The organism is Thermaerobacter sp. PB12/4term (genome assembly GCF_003403315.2).
Classification (GTDB): Bacteria; Bacillota; Sulfobacillia; order Thermaerobacterales; family Thermaerobacteraceae; genus Thermaerobacter.
The window spans coordinates 2,348,654-2,365,189 of record NZ_CP048407.1 but is presented as its reverse complement, the minus strand read 5'-3'; the positions used below and the strand labels follow the sequence as shown (position 1 = coordinate 2,365,189).

Here is a 16,536-nt window from a genome sequence, read left to right as displayed (position 1 = left end):
AGCACAAGCCAAATCAAGCCGTGGCAAAGACCGAATCAAGCTGCACGAATCAAGGTCTCAACCACGGCACTGCCGACATCAGCGAAACACGGCGACCAGCGCCGCCCACCACCGGCTGAGGGTTGTCATCAGTGCCGCCCACCACCCGGTCGCCCCGGCCGGTGCGTTCCCCTCTGAAGTGGGCTCCCGGTCGATGATGGCGTCGGTTGCGGTCGCCGCCTGGGACGGTACCGCCGTCACCGCCGGACCACCTTCAGCCCCGAGAAGCCGGACCGGCTCGGCGGCGACCACCTCGATCACGCCCGCCCCGGGAAGGCTCTGGATCGCGGCCCGGGCTTCGGCGACGGAGCTCGAGACCCCCAGCGTCACCCGGTTCGTCCGAACGTCCACCCCGGTCCACACCACTTCGACTCCCTGGGCCTGCAGGCGGGCCATGTTTTGGTTCAGCGTCGCCTGCACTTGCTCGAGTTCCCTCAGCGTGTACTGGCCTTCCTCGAACCGCAGCTGGTGTCCAGCGAGGCGATCCCGCAGCGCCTGCTCACCGGCGGGGTCGAGGGGTCGCGTCAGCACGACCACCACCGCCGCTTGGCCGTTGCCCGCCTCTTCCACGTAGAGGCCACCGAACCGGTCGGCGAAGCGCTCCCGGAGGTAGGCTTCCGCGGCCTGAACGTCGTCCGGCGCGACCACCCAGGACACGGGTCGATCCGGGGAGCCGGCGGGTTCCGGGGGCTTCCCCGGAGCGCCACGTCCCGTGGAAGCCTGGAGGGCACCTGCGAACCCGGCCATGGCCACGGTCAACAAGGCCACCCATCCCACCACCCATCCCACGCGCCGCACTGCTGCCCGGGCTCGACAGCCTTTTGCACGGGGACCCCGCGTTCGTCGCCCGCTCCCCGTCACCCCTCGGCTGTCCCTCCCCGTCACCTTGATTGGGATCATCGGCCGGCCCAAGGATCTTCCATCTGCGAACAGCAAAGTCCTCGCCTCCTCCAGATTCGGTTTGCCCGGGAGTCCGCCCTTGACACCTTCGCGTCCGCCCCTGCATCGGTCTGGACGGTCCTGCCCTTCGACTGCCCCTCTGGAATTCCGCTTGGAGGCGGCCCTGAGAGTCGGGTTTGAAGCGGCCTTGACGGTCGAGACAGCCTGACTCCCCCTGGCACCGTGACCCTTTGAACGCTCCTCCTCCGGTGTACCGTCGCCCTTTGGACGCCGCCGCGCCGAATGGGGTTCCCGCGACCGCCGGCGTCGGTGCGATTGCATCGTTCGGGCCTGGCAGGAGGTCGGGGCTCCTTTCGGGTAGGAATCCAAGGGCAATTCGGTGGCTCGGGCGCGGTTCCGGCCGCGCGCCCGCTGATCATCCTCCCAAAGGGGTGGCGTCATGGAGACCCAGGAGTATCGCCCCGGCCTCGAGGGCGTGATCGCCGCCGAGACCCGCATCTCCTACCTCGACGTGGAGAACGAGGAGATCGTGGTCCGCGGCTACAACCTGCTCGACCTGATCACCCAGAAGACCTACGTCGACGTGCTCGGCCTGCTGATCCACGAGCGGCTTCCCGACGACGCCGAGCGCAAGGAGCTGGAGCGGCAGCTTCTCGCCGCCGAGGTCCCGCAGCCCGTGTGGGACATCCTCGCCAAGCTGCCGGCGTCGATGCACGCCATGGACCGGCTGCGCACCGCCGTCTCGGCCCTGGCCGGGTTCGACCCCGACGCGGACTCGCCCGACCCCGAGGCGGAGCGGGCCAAGGGCGTGCGGCTGGTGGGCCAGGTCTCGACCATCGTGGCGAACCTGACCCGCATTGCCCAGGGGGAGCAGCCCGTTCTTCCCGACCCCCAGCTGGGCTTCGCCGAGAACTTCGTGTACATGATCACCGGCCGGCGGCCGGACCCCGCCGGGGCGCGGGCCTTCGACCAGGCGCTGATCGCCTACAGCGAGCACGAGATGCCCAACTCCACCTTCACGGCGCGGATCATCGCCTCGACCCTGTCCGACGTCTATGGCGCCCTGACCGGGGCGGTTGCGTCCTTGAAGGGGCCCCTGCACGGCGGCGCCAACGAGGCCGTGGCCCACATGATGCTGGATGCCGGCGACGTGGAGGGCCTCGACCGCCTGATCCGCGAGAAGCTGGCCCGCAAGGAGCGCATCATGGGCTTCGGGCACCGGGTCTACATGCGCAAGTTCGACCCGCGGGCCTGGATCCTCAAGCAGACCCTGGCCCGGCTGGTGGACGAACGCGGCGACGAGGAGGGCCGCCGCTGGGTGGCCATGTGCCAGCGGGGCGAGGACATCATGCGGGAGGAGAAGGGCCTCTACCCGAACCTCGACTATTACGCCGCGCCAATCTACTATGTGCTGGGCATTCCCATCGAGCTGTACACCCCGATCTTCTTTGCCGCCCGGACGGCGGGCCTGGTGGCCCACGTGGTGGAGCAGCACGCCCAGAACCGGCTCTACCGGCCGCGGGTGCGGTACCTGGGGCCGCGGGGGCTGAAGCCCTGACCAGCTTGCCGGCCCGCAGCGGAGGCGTGCCCTGCTCCGGCCGGTGGAAGGGGTCCGGGCCGGCCCCTGTCGCCTGTCGGTCCACCCCAGGAGCCCGGCCGGTTGCACCGTCGTTCAAAATGGGAACCTGGTGAGTGCCGGCATCCAGGTGGGCCCGACGTCGGGTCCGTGGAGCGCTCACCGTGCTCACCGGGACCGCAGGGAGGAGTTCGGTCAGCGACATGGCAACCCACGACGCGGCGGCCCCTGCAGGTGGGGCCACGAAACCCCAGGAGCCCGATCGAATCCTGGTCGACATCGCGGAGTACGTCCTCAACCAGGCCATCGACAGCGAGCTGGCGTACCGCACCGCCCGCTGGGTGCTGATGGACTCGCTGGCGGCGGCCTTCTACGCCCTGGCCTACCCCGAGTGCACCAAGCTGCTCGGACCCACGGTGCCGGGCACCATCGTGCCCCATGGGGTCAAGGTGCCGGGCACGCCCTACGTGCTGGATCCCGTGGAGGGCGCCTTCAACATCACCGCCCTGATCCGCTGGCTGGACTACAACGACACCTTCCTGGCCAAGGAGTGGGGGCACCCGTCGGACAACCTGGGCGCCATCCTGGCGGTGGCGGATCACGTCAGCCGGGTGCGGCGCAGCCGCGGCGAGGCGCCCTACACCGTCCGCGACGTGCTGACCATGGCCATCAAGGCCCACGAGATCCAGGGCGTGCTCTCGCTGGAGAACAGCCTCAACCGCTTCGGCTTCGACCACGTGCACTTCGTCAAGGTGGCGTCGGCGGCGGTGGCCACCGCCCTGTGGGGCGGCGGGCGCGACGAGGTGATCAACGCCCTCTCCAACGCCTGGATCGACGGGGCCGCCCTGCGCACCTACCGTCACTTCCCCAACACGGGCTCCCGCAAGTCCTGGGCGGCGGCCGATGCGGTGAGCCGGGCCGTGCGGCTGGCGCTCTTCGCCGTCAAGGGCGAGATGGGCTACCCCACCGCCCTGAGCGCCCCCCGCTGGGGCTTCGAAGACGTGGTCTTCCGGGGCGAGAAGGTGGTCCTGGCGCGGCCCCTGGGGTCCTACGTGATGGAGAACGTGCTCTTCAAGATCGCGTACCCGGCGGAGTTCCACGGGCAGACGGCGGTGGAGGCGGGCCTGCGCCTGCACCCCCAGGTCAAGGACCGGCTGGACGAGATCGAGCGCATCGTCATCGAGACCCAGGAATCGGCCGTCCGCATCATCGACAAGAAGGGCCCGCTGACGAACCCGGCCGACCGCGACCACTCCCTGCAGTACATGACCGCCGTGGCCCTGATCTACGGCGAGCTGACCTACCAGCACTACGAGGAGCCCATCGCCTCCGACCCCCGCATCGACGCCCTGCGGGAGAAGATGGTCGTGGTGGAGAACGAGCGGTACAGCCGCGACTACCTGGACCCGGAGAAGCGCTCCATCGCCAACGCCGTGCAGGTGTTCTTCCGCGACGGCACCGCCACCGACAAGGTGGAGGTGGAGTACCCCCTGGGCCACCGGCGCCGGCGGGACGAGGCCCTGCCGCGGCTGCACGAGAAGGTGCGGGCGGCCCTGCGGGAGGTCTTCCCGGCCCGCCGGGCGGAGCGGCTGTTCCACCTCCTGGCGGAGGACCCGGGCCTGCCAGAGATGCCCGTGGACCGCTTCATGGACGAACTTCACAGGCCCTGATGAACCTGGATGAACCGGCCCGTCCCGGGGGAGGCACCGGCCCGGGCGGGCCGGTGCCTCCCCTGAACCGGCCTGGCACGAGCCGAGCCGGCGAACGAGCCGGTGCATCCTACGGGCATCCTGCGGACCCTACGAGGGGTGCCGGGTCGGGGGTCGCCGGACCCGCCGTCGCGGCGCGGGCGGTCGTTCAAAGGAGGTATAGCCGATGGCCTGGTTGCTGCAGAAGGAGACGCCCCAGGCGGAGCTGGCCGAGCGGTTCCGCCGGCTGGTGAAGCAGGGGCCGGTGGTGCTGCCCGGTGCCCACGACGCCATGGCGGCGCTCATCGCCCAGCGGGTGGGCTTTGAGGCCCTCTACCTCTCGGGCGCGGCCTACACCGCCAGCCGCGGCCTGCCGGACCTGGGCCTGGTCACCAGCCAGGAGGTGGCCGAGCGCGCCCGGGACATCGTCCGCGCCACCGACCTGCCGCTGATCGTCGACATCGACACCGGGTTCGGCGGGGTCTTGAACGTGGCCCGGACGGGCCGCGAGATGGTCGAGGCGCGGGTGGCGGGCGTGCAGATCGAAGACCAGGAGATGCCCAAGAAGTGCGGCCATCTCAGCGGCAAGAGCCTGGTCACCGCCGACGAGATGGTGCAGAAGATCCGGGCGCTGAAGGAGACCGCGCCGACCCTCTACGTCATCGCCCGGACCGACGCCCACGGCGTCGAAGGGCTCGAGGCGGCCATCGCCCGCGCCCGCCGGTACGTGGAGGCGGGGGCCGACGCCATCTTCCCCGAGGCCCTGACCACGAAGGAGGAGTTCCGCGCCGTGCGGGAGGCGCTGCCCGGCGTGCCCCTCCTGGCCAACCTGACCGAGTTCGGCAAGACGCCGTACTACGGCGCCGCGGATCTCGCGGCCTGGGGGTACAACATCATCCTGTTCCCGGTCTCGTCCTTGCGGGTGGCGGCGCGGGCGGTGGAGCGGCTGTACCGCCACCTGCGGCAGGCCGGCTCGACCCGCGAGCTGCTGGGCGAGATGCAGGATCGGGCGGAGCTCTACGAGACCATCCACTACTTCGCCTACGAAGAGCTCGATCAGACCATCGCCCGCTCGACCCTGCCGCCCCTGGCCCGGGAGCGGGACGGGAACGTGGGAAGGGAGCAGGCATTGTGATCCCAGGCTGGCACGGGTCCACAGTTCGGTCGTGTCAGTGATCTGAATTGCGGCCTGGGTCGAGCAGGACGACGCCGTCCCGCGTCATCCGCTCAAGGACCGCCGCGACGGATTCCGCTTCCGACAGGCTGTACACGTGGGGTTCGAGCGCCCGCAGCGGGGTCGTGCGCCGGACCCGCTGAAAAGCATCGTCCGAAGCGGTGTACAACCGCCTTGGCGCTCCAGCCGGATGGGCATCCGGGTACCGCGTGGGGATGTAGGCCTTGTCGAGTTCCAGCGCCCGGTCGCGAAGGCCCGCAGGAATTGGGATCCGCTCTGCCTAAACTGCGGTCCAAAGGGCTCACCTCGCCGCGGCGGTTACCTCCATGATGCCACGGACGGCCCGGGCTGTCGCAGGATGGAATGAAGCAGCCCACGCTCATCGCGCCTCGCGGCGTTCGTCCTGCCGGATTCGGCCGTCCCGGATGTGCACCACGCGCTGGGCCTGCTGGGCGACCGCCGGGTCGTGGGTCACCAGCAGAATGGTATGGCCCTGCCGGTGGAGGGTCGCGAAAAGCGCGAGAATCTCGGCGCTCGTGACGCTGTCCAGGTTGCCCGTCGGCTCATCGGCCAGCAGGACCGCCGGTCCGTTGGCCAGGGCCCGGGCGATGGCCACCCGCTGCTGCTGTCCTCCGGACAGCTGGTTGGGGAAGTGCTCCTCCCGGCCCTCCAGGCCGACCCGGTGCAGGAGTTCCCACGCCCGTTCCCGGCGCCGGCGCCGGTCGACGCCGGCGTAGGCCAGGGGCAAGGCCACGTTCTCCCACACCCGGTAGCGGGGGAGGAGGAAGAAGCGCTGGAAGACGAACCCGAACTGGCGGTTCCGCAAGCGGGCCAGTTCGGTCTCGCTGAGCCCGCCGACCTCGCGTCCCATGAACCGGTAGGACCCGGCGGTGGGACGGTCGAGGCATCCGATGATGTGCAGCAGCGTCGACTTCCCGGACCCGGAAGGCCCCATCACCGCGGTGAACTCGCCTTCGTCAACGGTGAGGTCGACCCCGCCCAGGGCCGTTACGCGCCCCTGGCCCATGCGGTAGACCTTCTCCACGCCCTGCAGTTCGATGAGCGCCATGGGGATTGCCGTCCTCTACACCTCAGGCTGGTATCCGTGGCACCTCAGTCCCTGGCCCCTGGTTCCCCATCGTCTCCCGCTGCCTCCTGGCGTTCACGGGCCACGACCCGCACGGCCTCGCCCGGGCGCAAATCCGCGGGCGGGTCGACGGCCACCCAATCCTCCGGTGCGAGCCCGGACCGCACCTCCGCCCACTCCGCGTCGCTGATGCCCACTTCGATCGGGCGGCGGACGGCTCGCCCGTCGCGGATCACCCACACCTCGGCACCGTCGGTCCCCACCAGGGCGGAGAGGGGTATCGCCAGGGCCTGCCGCGCCTCCACCACGATCTCCAGATTGACGGTGTAGCCGGGCTTGAGGGGCGTTCCCCGAGGCAGGGCGACGGTCACGGGTACTCCGGTTTCCTGCCGCCCGCCCATCCCCGCCCGCGTGACGACCAGCGCCCCGACCCGGTCGACGGTCCCCTCCCACGTGGCGTCTGGGAATGCATCGCTGAGGATGCGGACCTTCTGCCCGGACCGGACCCGCACCCCGTCCAACTCGGGAACGACCAGGTCGACCACCAGCTCCTCCAGGGTCCCGACCGTCACCAGCGGCCCGCCGGCGCCCTGCAGCAGGTCTCCCTCCGGGTCCGCGACCTGCAGCACCACGCCATCCAGTTCACTCCGGACCTCCGCCCCCGCCAGCTGGCGCTTTGCCTGTTCCAGTTGCAACCGGGCTTGTTCCACCCCCAGCTGGGCCAGCTCCACCTGCAGCTCCGCCTCCTCCTCCGGTACGCTGCCGATGCAGGTGTCCGGCGGGGCCGGTTCGTCCCGTGGACCCTGGGCGGCCTCGCCGCGGCTGCCGTTCTCGCGGGCACATGCCCTGGCTCGTTCCAGCTGGCCTCGGGCGCGCCGGTGCTCAAGCTGAGCCCGCTGCAGGGCGAGTTCGGCCTGGCGCACCTGACCCTCCAGCTCGCCGGCGGCGTACCGGACCAGGACGTCACCCTTCTTGACCGTCTGGCCTTCCTCCACCGGGATCGACTCGACCGCTAGCCCCGGCCGGGGCAGCACCTTCTGCTGGTGGCGGGGGGCGACGCGGCCGCTGGCGAAGATGACGTCCTCCATGGGGCGTCGCTGGGGGTGAACGGCCTGGATGGGACGGCCGTCTGGATGGCGGGACCGGGCGATGGCCACGCCGACCGTGCCTGCCGCTGCCGCCGCCAGCAGCAGATAGACCACCAACAGCCGCCAAACCCGTCTATTCATAGCGAAGTGCCTCCATGGGGTCGAGGCCCGCCGCCCGCCGTGCCGGGTAGATGCCGCAGACCACCCCGACGAAGAGCGAGAACAGCACCGCCACCACCACGGTGGGAACCGACACCCGCGGCGGCCACCCCGCCAGGGCGGCGATGACCCAGGCCAGTCCGGATCCCAGGCCGATGCCGACGAGCCCTCCCGTCCCGGTGATCAACATCGCCTCGATGAGGAACTGAAGAAGAATGTTGCCGCGCGTGGCCCCCAGGGCCATCCGCAACCCGATCTCCCGGGTGCGTTCGGTGACCGAGACCAGCATGATGTTCATCACGCCGACGCCTCCCACCACCAGGGCGATCCCGGCGATGGACCCGACGACCACCGTCAAGAGGGCGGTCACCTGGCCGATGGCGCCTGCCAGCTCGGACAGGTCCAGGGTGCGGAAGGCGCCGCGCTGACCCGTCACCCGCTCCAGGTGGGCGATGGTGCGCCGGGCAATGACGTCCCGATCCTCGCCCGGTTCCGGCACCACGGCGACGTAGGCGACCACGGGGGACCGGCCCGTCAGGGTGGGCCAGGTGGAGAGGGGGACGTAGCCGCTACCCCGTAATCCTTCCCCTAGTGCCGAGACGAAGCCTGCCAGCGCCGCCGGCACCTGCGAGCGGACGACGCCCGCGACCCGGTAGGGGATGCCGTCGACCCGGATCACCTGCCCCACCACCGCCGCGGGATCCTCACCCGGAAACAGCCGGCCGGCCGCCGTCTCGTCGAGGACGATGACGCGCCGGGCGCCCCGGTCGTCGGCTTCGGCCCAGAACCGCCCGGCGAGGAATTCCAGGGGGTCCGTCAGCGGGTAGGCAAAGGTGGTGCCCGTCACCGTCAGCTCTACCTCTTCGCCCCGGAAGCGGGCGGTGGCGGCGGTCACGTCGGCGGTGACGACCCCGTGCACCCCGGGGAGGCGGCTCACCTGCTCCAGGGTCTGTTCGGTCAAAAGCCCCTGGGAATTGCCCAGTTCGTCGAAGTCTGCGGGGAGGATCTGGACGGCCTGGGCGTCGACGGCCCGCAGGGTGGCGGTGATCCGGTGGCGAGCGCCGTCGCCGATGGCCACGACCGCGATCACCGCCGCGACGCCGATGACCACCCCCAGCATGGTCAGGAAGGTACGGAACTTGTGCGCCCACACCCCTTGCCATGCGGCACGGAACGCCTCCCCAAGACTCAAGCCGGTTCCTCCCCGTCGCGGCCACCCCAACCCGTGCCCGACCATCGGGTCTTCCGCCTGGGGAACATGGCCCGATCGAGTTTCCATCCAACGACGAAGAGAGCCGAGAGGGCCAGTACCGTGAAGATCCACCCGGGAACGCCGACGGGCACCACGTCCGCCTCCTGCTATCGGTGGGCATGGGCTCCCATCGTACGGCCCCAGTGTGCGTCACATGCGCAATGTGCCTACTGGGGCACGCCGCTGCCGGGCACGCCTCCGGGGGCCGCCGGCAAGGTACCGGGGTTCGGCAGCAGGCTCCCCAGCCCGGCGCTGACCACCGCGATCAGCAGCCACCCGGCCACCGCGACGCCGATGCCCCAGCGCGCACTCCGCCGCGCCGCGGCCCCGAGGCCGATCCCCAGCAAGACCGTGCTCCAGAGGGTGAAGAGCTCGACGTGCCCGAAAACTCCGGCCAGAAACGACCCCGGCTCGCCGGGCACGACGACGGCCAGGCTCGTCGGGACCACCCCGGGCATGGCCAGCGGGTCGAACAGGCCGGACGCGACCAGGACCGCCAAGAGCACCGTTCCGAAGACGTGGGGCAGATGGGCATACGCCGTCAGGGAGAAGAGTTGCGAGAAGGGCAAGACCGCCCGCGCGGCGGCTGCCACGATCCACGTCACGGCGGCCGTCATCAGGACATCCAGGAAGGGCCCGAAGAAACCCGACGCCGTCGCGCTCACCATCATCACGGTGCCAGCGAAGGAGGCCACGGCGCTGGGGTCGCCCATCGGATTCCCGGCCTGTCCGGACAGTTCCTCGATCCGGGCAAGCACGACATCCGACGTCGCGGAGGCGACCACCCAGCCGCCCACGGCGCCAATGACGCCGAACAGCAGCAGCGGCATGAACCACGGCTGCTTCGCCGGGAACGCCGCGAAGGTGGCGGTGGGGTTCGCCAGCATCCCGCCCAGCGCCCGCCAGAGGGGCACGGGACGCCGTTCTTCCTGCTCCATGGACGCATCCCCCATCGACGTTGGTCTGCCCACCCCTTTCTAGATCGCGATGGGAGCATCCTGCCACCTGGAAGCGCGTGGGTGAGATGGAGGCCGATTTCCTGCCAGGCCGCCGGCCTCGCGGAGACCCGGGAAGGAGTGTAGGGCGCCGTGGGGTATGAATACCCCTAAAGAGACCGCGGGGGGAGTCCGGGGCAACCGGGCTGAGAGGGCGACTGGGACGGCGTCGCCGACCCCCATCACCGGATCCGGATCATGCCGGCGTCGGGAATGCGGTCGCATGGCGAGCCAATCACCGCTCCATCGCCTGCTTCCCGCCGCCGAGCCCTTCGGCGGCGTTTCCTTTTCCCGAGTTCGACCATGGAGGAAGGGGGCATCAGGACGAGTGGTCACCGATGCAGGCGGAACCGCACCGTTTCACCAGCAGCTGGAGGAACGCAGCCGGCCCGTATGGGATGCGATCTTCGAGCTTCCCTTCGTCCGCGAAGTGGGGGACGGGACGCTGGCGCTGGAGAGATTTGCCAATTTCATCGCCCAAGACGTGCTCTATTTGGATCAGTTCGCCCGGGTCCTGGCCCGGGGGGCGACGCTGGCGGACACGCCGGTAACCCGCGAGATGTTCCTCCGCCACGCGGCCAACGTGGGGCGGGTCGAGGAGCGGCTGCATGAGGACCTGGCGCCACGCATCGGCTTGGACGTGGAAGCGGTCAGGCAACAGGAACCCGCGCCGGTCACCGTGGCGTACACCGATCACTTGCTCCGGGTGGCCCATACGGGCACGTTGGGGGAACTGGTCGCCGCGGTCCTTCCCTGTTACTGGGTCTACGCCCGGGTCGGCGAACGGCTGGCACGCCGGCTGCCCGACCACGATGTGTACCGGCAGTGGATTCTCGCGTATGCCAGTCCGGAATTCCACCGCAGCGTGGACGAACAGCTGGCCCTCGTGGACCGCCTGGCCACCTTGGCCGGTGCTGACGAGCGCCGCCTGATGCATCAATGGTTCCTGCGCAGCTTGCGATACGAGTGGATGTTCTGGGACCAGGCCTATCGGACCCTCCGCTGGCCCGTGGCCCCGTGATTCAGGGGCGGGAGGATTCCGGGCCGGCGCGGCGAATACGGCCATCGCGGCAGATTGTGACTCGCTTCACAAACCCGATTGATTGTGGAAAGGTCGTTCCATGTCTCCTTCGGGGCAGGGTGAGGTCGCCGGTCCGTACGAGCCGGAGGCGGCGACCAATTCCCGACCGGCGGTGATGCGTGGCGCCCCTGGCGCCACGACGAGCCCGCGAGCCGCCGGGGCGGCTTCTCCGATGCCGCTCGGGGCAGGAGCCGGTGCGATCCCGGCGCCGACGGTACAGTCCGGATGGGAGAAGGAGGCAGGGGCTGAGGCTGCCCGCGTCGACCGGTCAGTCCACGGTTCCCCCTTCGTCCCCTTCGTGCGGTCCCGACAGCACCTGAGGCTTTGGGGCCCATCCCATTCTTTCCCCATCTCCCTGCTCCCGAGGAGGTTGGCTGGGAACGGTGCGCGTCCGCCCGGCTGGTCGGGTGTCGCAGGCCCGTCAGGGCGGGCCGCCGGTCCTGCCGCCAGGGGGTGAGGTGCGTGACGCCGTCCATCGCCGGGACCGGTGGCCGGGGAGCCCCGCCAGCGGGTGAGCCCTCCGGCGTCCTCGCCGCTTGCCGTCGTGACGACTGGCCGGTGACCGACCGGGCGTTCATGCGTCGTGCCTTGCGGCTGGCCGCCCGGGCCCGCGGCCGGACCCATCCCAATCCCATTGTCGGTGCCGTGATCGTCCGGGACGGGGAGGTGGTCGGGGAAGGCTTTCACCGGCGGGCGGGAGAGCCCCACGCCGAGATCGAGGCCCTCCGGACGGCGGGTGAACGGGCGCGGGGAGCTACCCTCTACGTCACGCTGGAGCCCTGCTGCCATTACGGCCGCACCCCGCCGTGTACCGGTGCCATCATGGCGGCAGGCGTCCGCCGGGTGGTGGTGGCCATGGTGGATCCGGACCCGCGGGTGGCCGGTCGCGGGATCGCGGCGCTGGCGGCCGCCGGCATCGAAGTCGCCGTCGGGCTGGAAGAGGAAGCCGCCCGGCGACTGAATGAGGCGTATATCGTCCACCGGCGGCTGGGCCGCCCCATGGTCACGGCGAAGTACGCCATGACGCTGGACGGGCGCATCGCCACCGCCCGGGGCGACAGCCGCTGGGTCACCGGGATCCGCGCCCGGCGGTGGGCCCACCGGTTACGGGACCGGGTGGACGCCATCCTGGTCGGGGTCGGCACGGTCCTCGCCGACGATCCGCTGCTGACCGTCCGCCTCCATCCGGGCGGCCGGGATCCCCTGCGCATCGTCCTCGACAGTCACGCCCGCACACCTCCCACGGCCCGCGTGGTTCAGGTGGCCCGTCTGTCGCCGGCGCCAACCTGGGTGGCCGTCACCCCCGGCGCACCGGCCGCGCGGGTCCGGGGCCTGGAAGAGGCGGGGGCACGGATCGTCACCCTCCCCGCCGGGCCGGATGGCCGGGTCTCCCTCCCCCACCTGCTGCGGCTTTTGGCCGCGGAGGGCGTCGTCCACCTGCTGGTGGAAGGAGGCGCCACCGTGCACGGGGCGTTCTTCGGCGCACGGCTGGTGGACCGCGTCGTGGCGCTGGTGGCCCCCAAGCTGGCCGGCGGGGCGGAGGCGCCCGGGCCCATCGCCGGGCCCGGAGTGGAGCGGATGGCCGACGCGCCCGTGCTCCGCCGGGTTTTCGCCCGGCGGCTGGGCAGCGACTGGCTCATCGGCGGCTATCTGTATGATCCCACGAGCCCGGAAGAGACCGGCGGGGACCCGGCCGGCGGGAGGGGGGCGAGCGGGGGGAGGGGATGTGCGGACGGCCCGTCGTGAACGTCCCCGGCGCGGCCGCCACGGTCCGGCCGGGCAGGAGGTGACAACCAATGGCCGTCTACGAGGGAACGTTGAATCCTGCGGGCGTTCGCCTTGCCGTGGTCGTGGCGCGGTACAACCGGCCGGTGACGGCCGCCCTCTTGGCCGGGGCGCAGGACGCGCTGCGCCGCCAGGGGGTACCGGCCGAGGCGGTCGACGTCGTGTGGGTGCCCGGTTCCTTCGAGCTGCCCGTGACGGCCCGGCGCCTGGCGGCGTCGGGCCGCTATCACGCCATCGTGGCCCTGGGGGCTGTCCTGAAGGGGGAGACGGCCCACTTCGAATACGTGGCCGGTGCCGCGGCCCAGGGGCTGTTACAGGCGGGTCTGTCGACGGGCGTGCCGGTGATCTTCGGCGTCCTGACCTGTGAGACGCTGGAACAAGCGCTGGACCGCACGGGCCTGCGAGCCGGCGATCGCGGGGCCGAGGCCGCCCTGGCGGCCCTGGAGATGGCCAACCTGTTCCGCAGCTTGCCGGATTAGGTGGTACCTTAACTTGACATCCCGCTAAGTCTGAGGATATATTCCAATTGCTTGTTAGCACTCGTCGTTCTCATCTGCTAACAGGCCGGCCCCAACGGGCCGGTCACCTTCAAAGCGCCTTCCAACGAGGCTCGAAACGGGAACAACAGAGGTCGCATCCACGGGTTTTAGGGACGAACCCGCTTGCCAGCATGGGAACCCGAACCCCCTGGCGGGCCCGGCGAGCGGTGGGTTCGCGCGGGCCGTGCCGTGCCGGCAGCGGTGGCACCTCCGGCATGTTCGTGCCGGTCCGCAGGGGGTGCCTGCCGGGCGGTGCCGGCCGGGTTCGGGGATCGGGACCGGTCAAGGCCAGACCCGGGCGTGCCGCGGGCGGGAGCCGCGCGCACTTGCCGGCCCGTCGCCGGCACCGTCCCACCGGCCGTGGTCAGGTACGGCCGCCTGCAGGCCACGGGATCGGATCCGCCCGCCGCGCCACGGGTCCACAGGGACGGGAGGTGACCGTTCGTGCTGGATCGGTGGACGAATGGCGTCATCGGGTGCATGGGCCGGCTCGCCCGCAGCCGCGCCTTGCGGCGGGCGCTGGCGGCGGCCCTGGTGGCGGGCCTGCTGGTGCTGGCTGGGTGCGGCGGTTCAGGCGGCCAGCCCGCGGCCGGCGATCAGGCTGCGGGCGGGGCCGGTTCGTCCGGCGGGGAGCAGGGGGTCCAGACCGTCACCCTGCGGGCCATGACCATCGGCAAGCCCACGGAGCGCTACCGGTTCGACAACCTGAAGGACGCGGTGGAGCGCCTCAACCAGAAGCTCGAGCAGGAGGGGGCGAACGTCCGCGTCCAGCTGGAAGGTACCCACGAGGACCGCCCGTGGGACGAGTACAAGCAGCGGTTCATCCTGGCAGCCGAGGCGGGCAAGGCGCCGGACATCATCCTCAGCGGCCACGAGGACGTGGCGCCGTGGGCGGCGGCCGGGCACATCGTTCCCCTGGACGAGTACGTCAAGGACAGCCCGGTGTACCGGGACGTGTTCCCGACCCTGTGGGAGTCCGTGACCCTGGACGGCAAGATCTGGGGCATCCCGCAGGATACCGAGGCGCGGCCCCTTTACTTCTGGAAGTCGCACCTCAAGCAGCTGGGCTGGACCGACCAGCAGATCGCCCAGCTGCCCGAGCGCATCAGGAGCGGCGACTTCACCCTGGACGACCTGCTGGATCTCGCCAAGCAGCTCCAGGACCGCGGCATCGTGCCGGCCGGCCAGGGGTTCTGGACCCGGCCGCAGCCGGGCGTCGACTTCTACATGTTCTACCTGGCCTACGACGGCCGGATGCAGGACCCGGCGACGGGGAAGCTGGTGCTGGATCAGGAGGCGCTGCTGAAGGAGTACCGGTTCTTCGCCCGGGCGCGGGAACTGGGCGTGCTGAAGCCGTCGCTGCTCGGCACCGACTGGTCCATCTGGCACCGCACGGTGACGGGCAAGCAGGTGGGCCTGTTCGTCGGCGGCTCGTGGCAGGTGGCCGAGTGGCAGGACCAGTACGGCCTGACGGACGCCGATGTCCAGGATCTGGGCTACGCGCTGCTGCCGGCGGGCGAGAAGGGCAAGCCGGGGGTCACCCTCTCCCACCCGCTGGTCTACATGGTGACGAAGTACTCCCAGCACCCCGACTTGGCGGCGCGGCTGATCCTGGAGGCGACGAACCCCGAGTTCAACACGCGCCATGCGGTGGAGAGCAACCACCTGGCGATCCTGAAGTCCCAGCTCGAGCAGCCTGAGTACAAGGAGAACCGGCTGCTGGGCGACCTCGCGTACATGGTCGAATACGCCGGGTTCGTCCCGCTGCACGCGCAGTTCGGCAACTACGACCAGGCCATCTACCGCGGGCTGTCGGCGGTGGTGGCCGGGCAGATGACGCCGGAGCAGGCCGTCGACACGGTGGTGAAGCAGCTGCAGGCGCAGCTCCGCGACGAGGTGATCATCCGGTGAGCCGGGTTCGCCGGATGGTGGAACCGGCCGCCGGCGGCGCGGGGGCCGCAGCCCTCGCGGCCGCCCGTCCAGCCGCGCCGTGGTGCCTGGGGGCAGGGTTCCTCCTGCCCTTTGCGCTGGTGGTGGCCGTGTTCTTCCTGGTCCCGGCGGTCCTGACGGTGATCCTGAGCCTGACGGACGTCAGCGTGGCCACGGGGCTGCGCGGGTTCCGCTGGGTGGGCCTGGAGAATTATCAGCGCGTCGTCACCGACCCGGTGGCGGGGCTGGTGCTCCGCAACACCCTGCTTTATGTGGGTGCCACCCTGACGCTGTTCAACGTCGGGCTGGCCCTGGTGCTGGCGCTGGCCACGGCCTTCCTGCCCGGGCGGTGGGGCGGGTTCTTCCGCGCGGTGTGGCTGCTTCCGCGCATCACCCCGTCGGTGGTCTACGTGCTGATGTGGAAGTACTTCGCCGCCGAGCGGCCCTACGGGGTGATCAACCAGGTGCTGGCCGCACTGGGGCTGCCGGCGGCCGGCAACTGGCTCTACGAGCACCCGTGGCCGATGGTCATCGCCATCAACGGGTTCGTCGGGGCGTCCATGGGGATGATCATCTTCAGCGCCGCCATCCAGGCCATCCCGCGGGAACAGCTCATCGCCGCCCAGGTGGACGGTGCGGGGACCTGGGCGCTGGTGCGGCGGGTGGTGCTGCCCCAGCTGCGCTGGCCGGCGCTGTTCGTGGCCGCCTACCAGACGCTGTCGCTGCTGGCGTCGTACGAGTACATCCTGCTGGCCACCGACGGCGGTCCGGGCTTCTACACCACCGAGGTCTGGGCGCTGTACGCCTTCCACACGGCCCTTTCGAACTACTTCGGCAACGCCCAGTACGGCCTCGGTGCCGCCTTGGCCACGGTGCTGGTGCTCATCGGCCTGGTGGCGTCGGTGCTCTACCTGCGCTTCTTCAACTTCCGGCAGTTGACGCAGCAGCCCCGGATCGAGGTCAGCTGACGGACGGCCGAGCGCCCGGCGCGGGAGCCGCCCGCCGCTTCACCGTTCGGGACGAACCAGCCCGGCCGGGCCGGTCCTGGCCCGGCCGGGTCCGGCCGGCCCGCGCGGCCGGGCGGCGAGGGGGCCAGGGCGCGCAGTACGCCGCGGGTCCCCCACCGTACGGCGCCCGCCGCGCGGCACCGGTGGCGGCGAGAAGCCGAGGGACGCCGCCGCCCGGTACCACGAGGACGGCACGGTCCCAGGGTTGGGCAACGACGACGGGACGGCGGTGGGACG

General features: G+C 70.8%; 14 protein-coding genes and 1 riboswitch. Of the genes, 8 read left to right on the top strand and 6 right to left on the bottom strand.

Translation table 11 applies throughout. The features are described from left to right. Window positions 1-78: 78 nt before the first annotated feature. A complete protein-coding gene (locus DYI95_RS09895; protein WP_243149743.1) occupies window positions 79-828 on the bottom strand; it encodes an alpha-lytic protease prodomain-containing protein in 750 nt (249 codons plus the stop codon). Window positions 829-1,378: 550 nt separating this feature from the next. On the opposite strand from DYI95_RS09895, the gene mmgD reads away from it, so the two are divergent. The 3 genes from mmgD (at window position 1,379) to prpB (ending at window position 5,338) form a co-directional block, all read left to right on the top strand. Beyond that, window positions 1,379-2,497, top strand: a complete 1,119-nt coding sequence (gene mmgD, locus DYI95_RS09890) for a citrate synthase (protein ID WP_116899974.1) — start codon at window positions 1,379-1,381, stop codon at window positions 2,495-2,497. 221 nt (window positions 2,498-2,718) lie between these two features. Beyond that, window positions 2,719-4,185, top strand: coding sequence for a bifunctional 2-methylcitrate dehydratase/aconitate hydratase (locus DYI95_RS09885; protein ID WP_116899975.1), 1,467 nt, complete (start codon window positions 2,719-2,721; stop codon window positions 4,183-4,185). 205 nt (window positions 4,186-4,390) lie between these two features. Then, complete coding sequence (gene prpB / locus DYI95_RS09880) at window positions 4,391-5,338, top strand: methylisocitrate lyase (RefSeq protein WP_116899976.1); 948 nt, start codon at window positions 4,391-4,393, stop codon at window positions 5,336-5,338. A 418-nt stretch (window positions 5,339-5,756) separates the two neighbouring features. Here the strand turns inward: prpB and DYI95_RS09870 are convergent, their stop codons facing one another. The 5 genes from DYI95_RS09870 to DYI95_RS09850 form a co-directional block, all read right to left on the bottom strand. Further along, window positions 5,757-6,446: an ABC transporter ATP-binding protein gene (locus DYI95_RS09870; protein WP_116899977.1), complete on the bottom strand. Its 690-nt coding sequence runs from the start codon at window positions 6,444-6,446 to the stop codon at window positions 5,757-5,759. 44 nt (window positions 6,447-6,490) lie between these two features. Beyond that, complete coding sequence (locus tag DYI95_RS09865; RefSeq protein WP_116899978.1) at window positions 6,491-7,693, bottom strand: efflux RND transporter periplasmic adaptor subunit; 1,203 nt, start codon at window positions 7,691-7,693, stop codon at window positions 6,491-6,493. Beyond that, the gene (locus DYI95_RS09860) at window positions 7,686-8,903 is read right to left on the bottom strand and encodes an ABC transporter permease (RefSeq protein WP_158556008.1); all 1,218 of its coding nucleotides are present in this window, start codon (window positions 8,901-8,903) and stop codon (window positions 7,686-7,688) included. Before DYI95_RS09860 ends, DYI95_RS09865 begins: the two co-directional genes overlap by 8 nt. Then, on the bottom strand, window positions 8,900-9,055 hold the full coding sequence (locus DYI95_RS09855; protein WP_158556009.1) for a hypothetical protein: 156 nt from the start codon (window positions 9,053-9,055) through the stop codon (window positions 8,900-8,902). Before DYI95_RS09855 ends, DYI95_RS09860 begins: the two co-directional genes overlap by 4 nt. 75 nt (window positions 9,056-9,130) lie before the next feature. Continuing rightward, on the bottom strand, window positions 9,131-9,916 hold the full coding sequence (locus tag DYI95_RS09850; RefSeq protein ID WP_116899980.1) for a YIP1 family protein: 786 nt from the start codon (window positions 9,914-9,916) through the stop codon (window positions 9,131-9,133). A gap of 156 nt (window positions 9,917-10,072) precedes the next feature. Beyond that, window positions 10,073-10,189: riboswitch (TPP riboswitch) on the top strand. Window positions 10,190-10,286: 97 nt separating this feature from the next. Here DYI95_RS09850 and tenA point away from each other — a divergent pair. The 5 genes from tenA to DYI95_RS09825 all read left to right on the top strand — a co-directional run bounded on the left by tenA (window position 10,287) and on the right by DYI95_RS09825 (window position 16,260). After that, entirely contained in the window at window positions 10,287-10,979 is a 693-nt protein-coding gene (gene tenA, locus DYI95_RS09845; RefSeq protein WP_158556011.1) for a thiaminase II, read from the top strand. 522 nt (window positions 10,980-11,501) lie between these two features. Continuing rightward, window positions 11,502-12,785: a bifunctional diaminohydroxyphosphoribosylaminopyrimidine deaminase/5-amino-6-(5-phosphoribosylamino)uracil reductase RibD gene (gene ribD / locus DYI95_RS09840; protein ID WP_116899982.1), complete on the top strand. Its 1,284-nt coding sequence runs from the start codon at window positions 11,502-11,504 to the stop codon at window positions 12,783-12,785. Window positions 12,786-12,835: 50 nt separating this feature from the next. Beyond that, window positions 12,836-13,303, top strand: a complete 468-nt coding sequence (ribH, locus tag DYI95_RS09835) for a 6,7-dimethyl-8-ribityllumazine synthase (protein WP_116899983.1) — start codon at window positions 12,836-12,838, stop codon at window positions 13,301-13,303. A gap of 504 nt (window positions 13,304-13,807) precedes the next feature. Continuing rightward, window positions 13,808-15,274, top strand: coding sequence for an extracellular solute-binding protein (locus tag DYI95_RS09830; RefSeq protein WP_116899984.1), 1,467 nt, complete (start codon window positions 13,808-13,810; stop codon window positions 15,272-15,274). After that, the gene (locus DYI95_RS09825) at window positions 15,271-16,260 is read left to right on the top strand and encodes a carbohydrate ABC transporter permease (protein WP_243149742.1); all 990 of its coding nucleotides are present in this window, start codon (window positions 15,271-15,273) and stop codon (window positions 16,258-16,260) included. The genes DYI95_RS09830 and DYI95_RS09825 overlap by 4 nt, the downstream gene beginning before the upstream one ends. The last annotated feature ends 276 nt before the right edge of the window (window positions 16,261-16,536 follow it).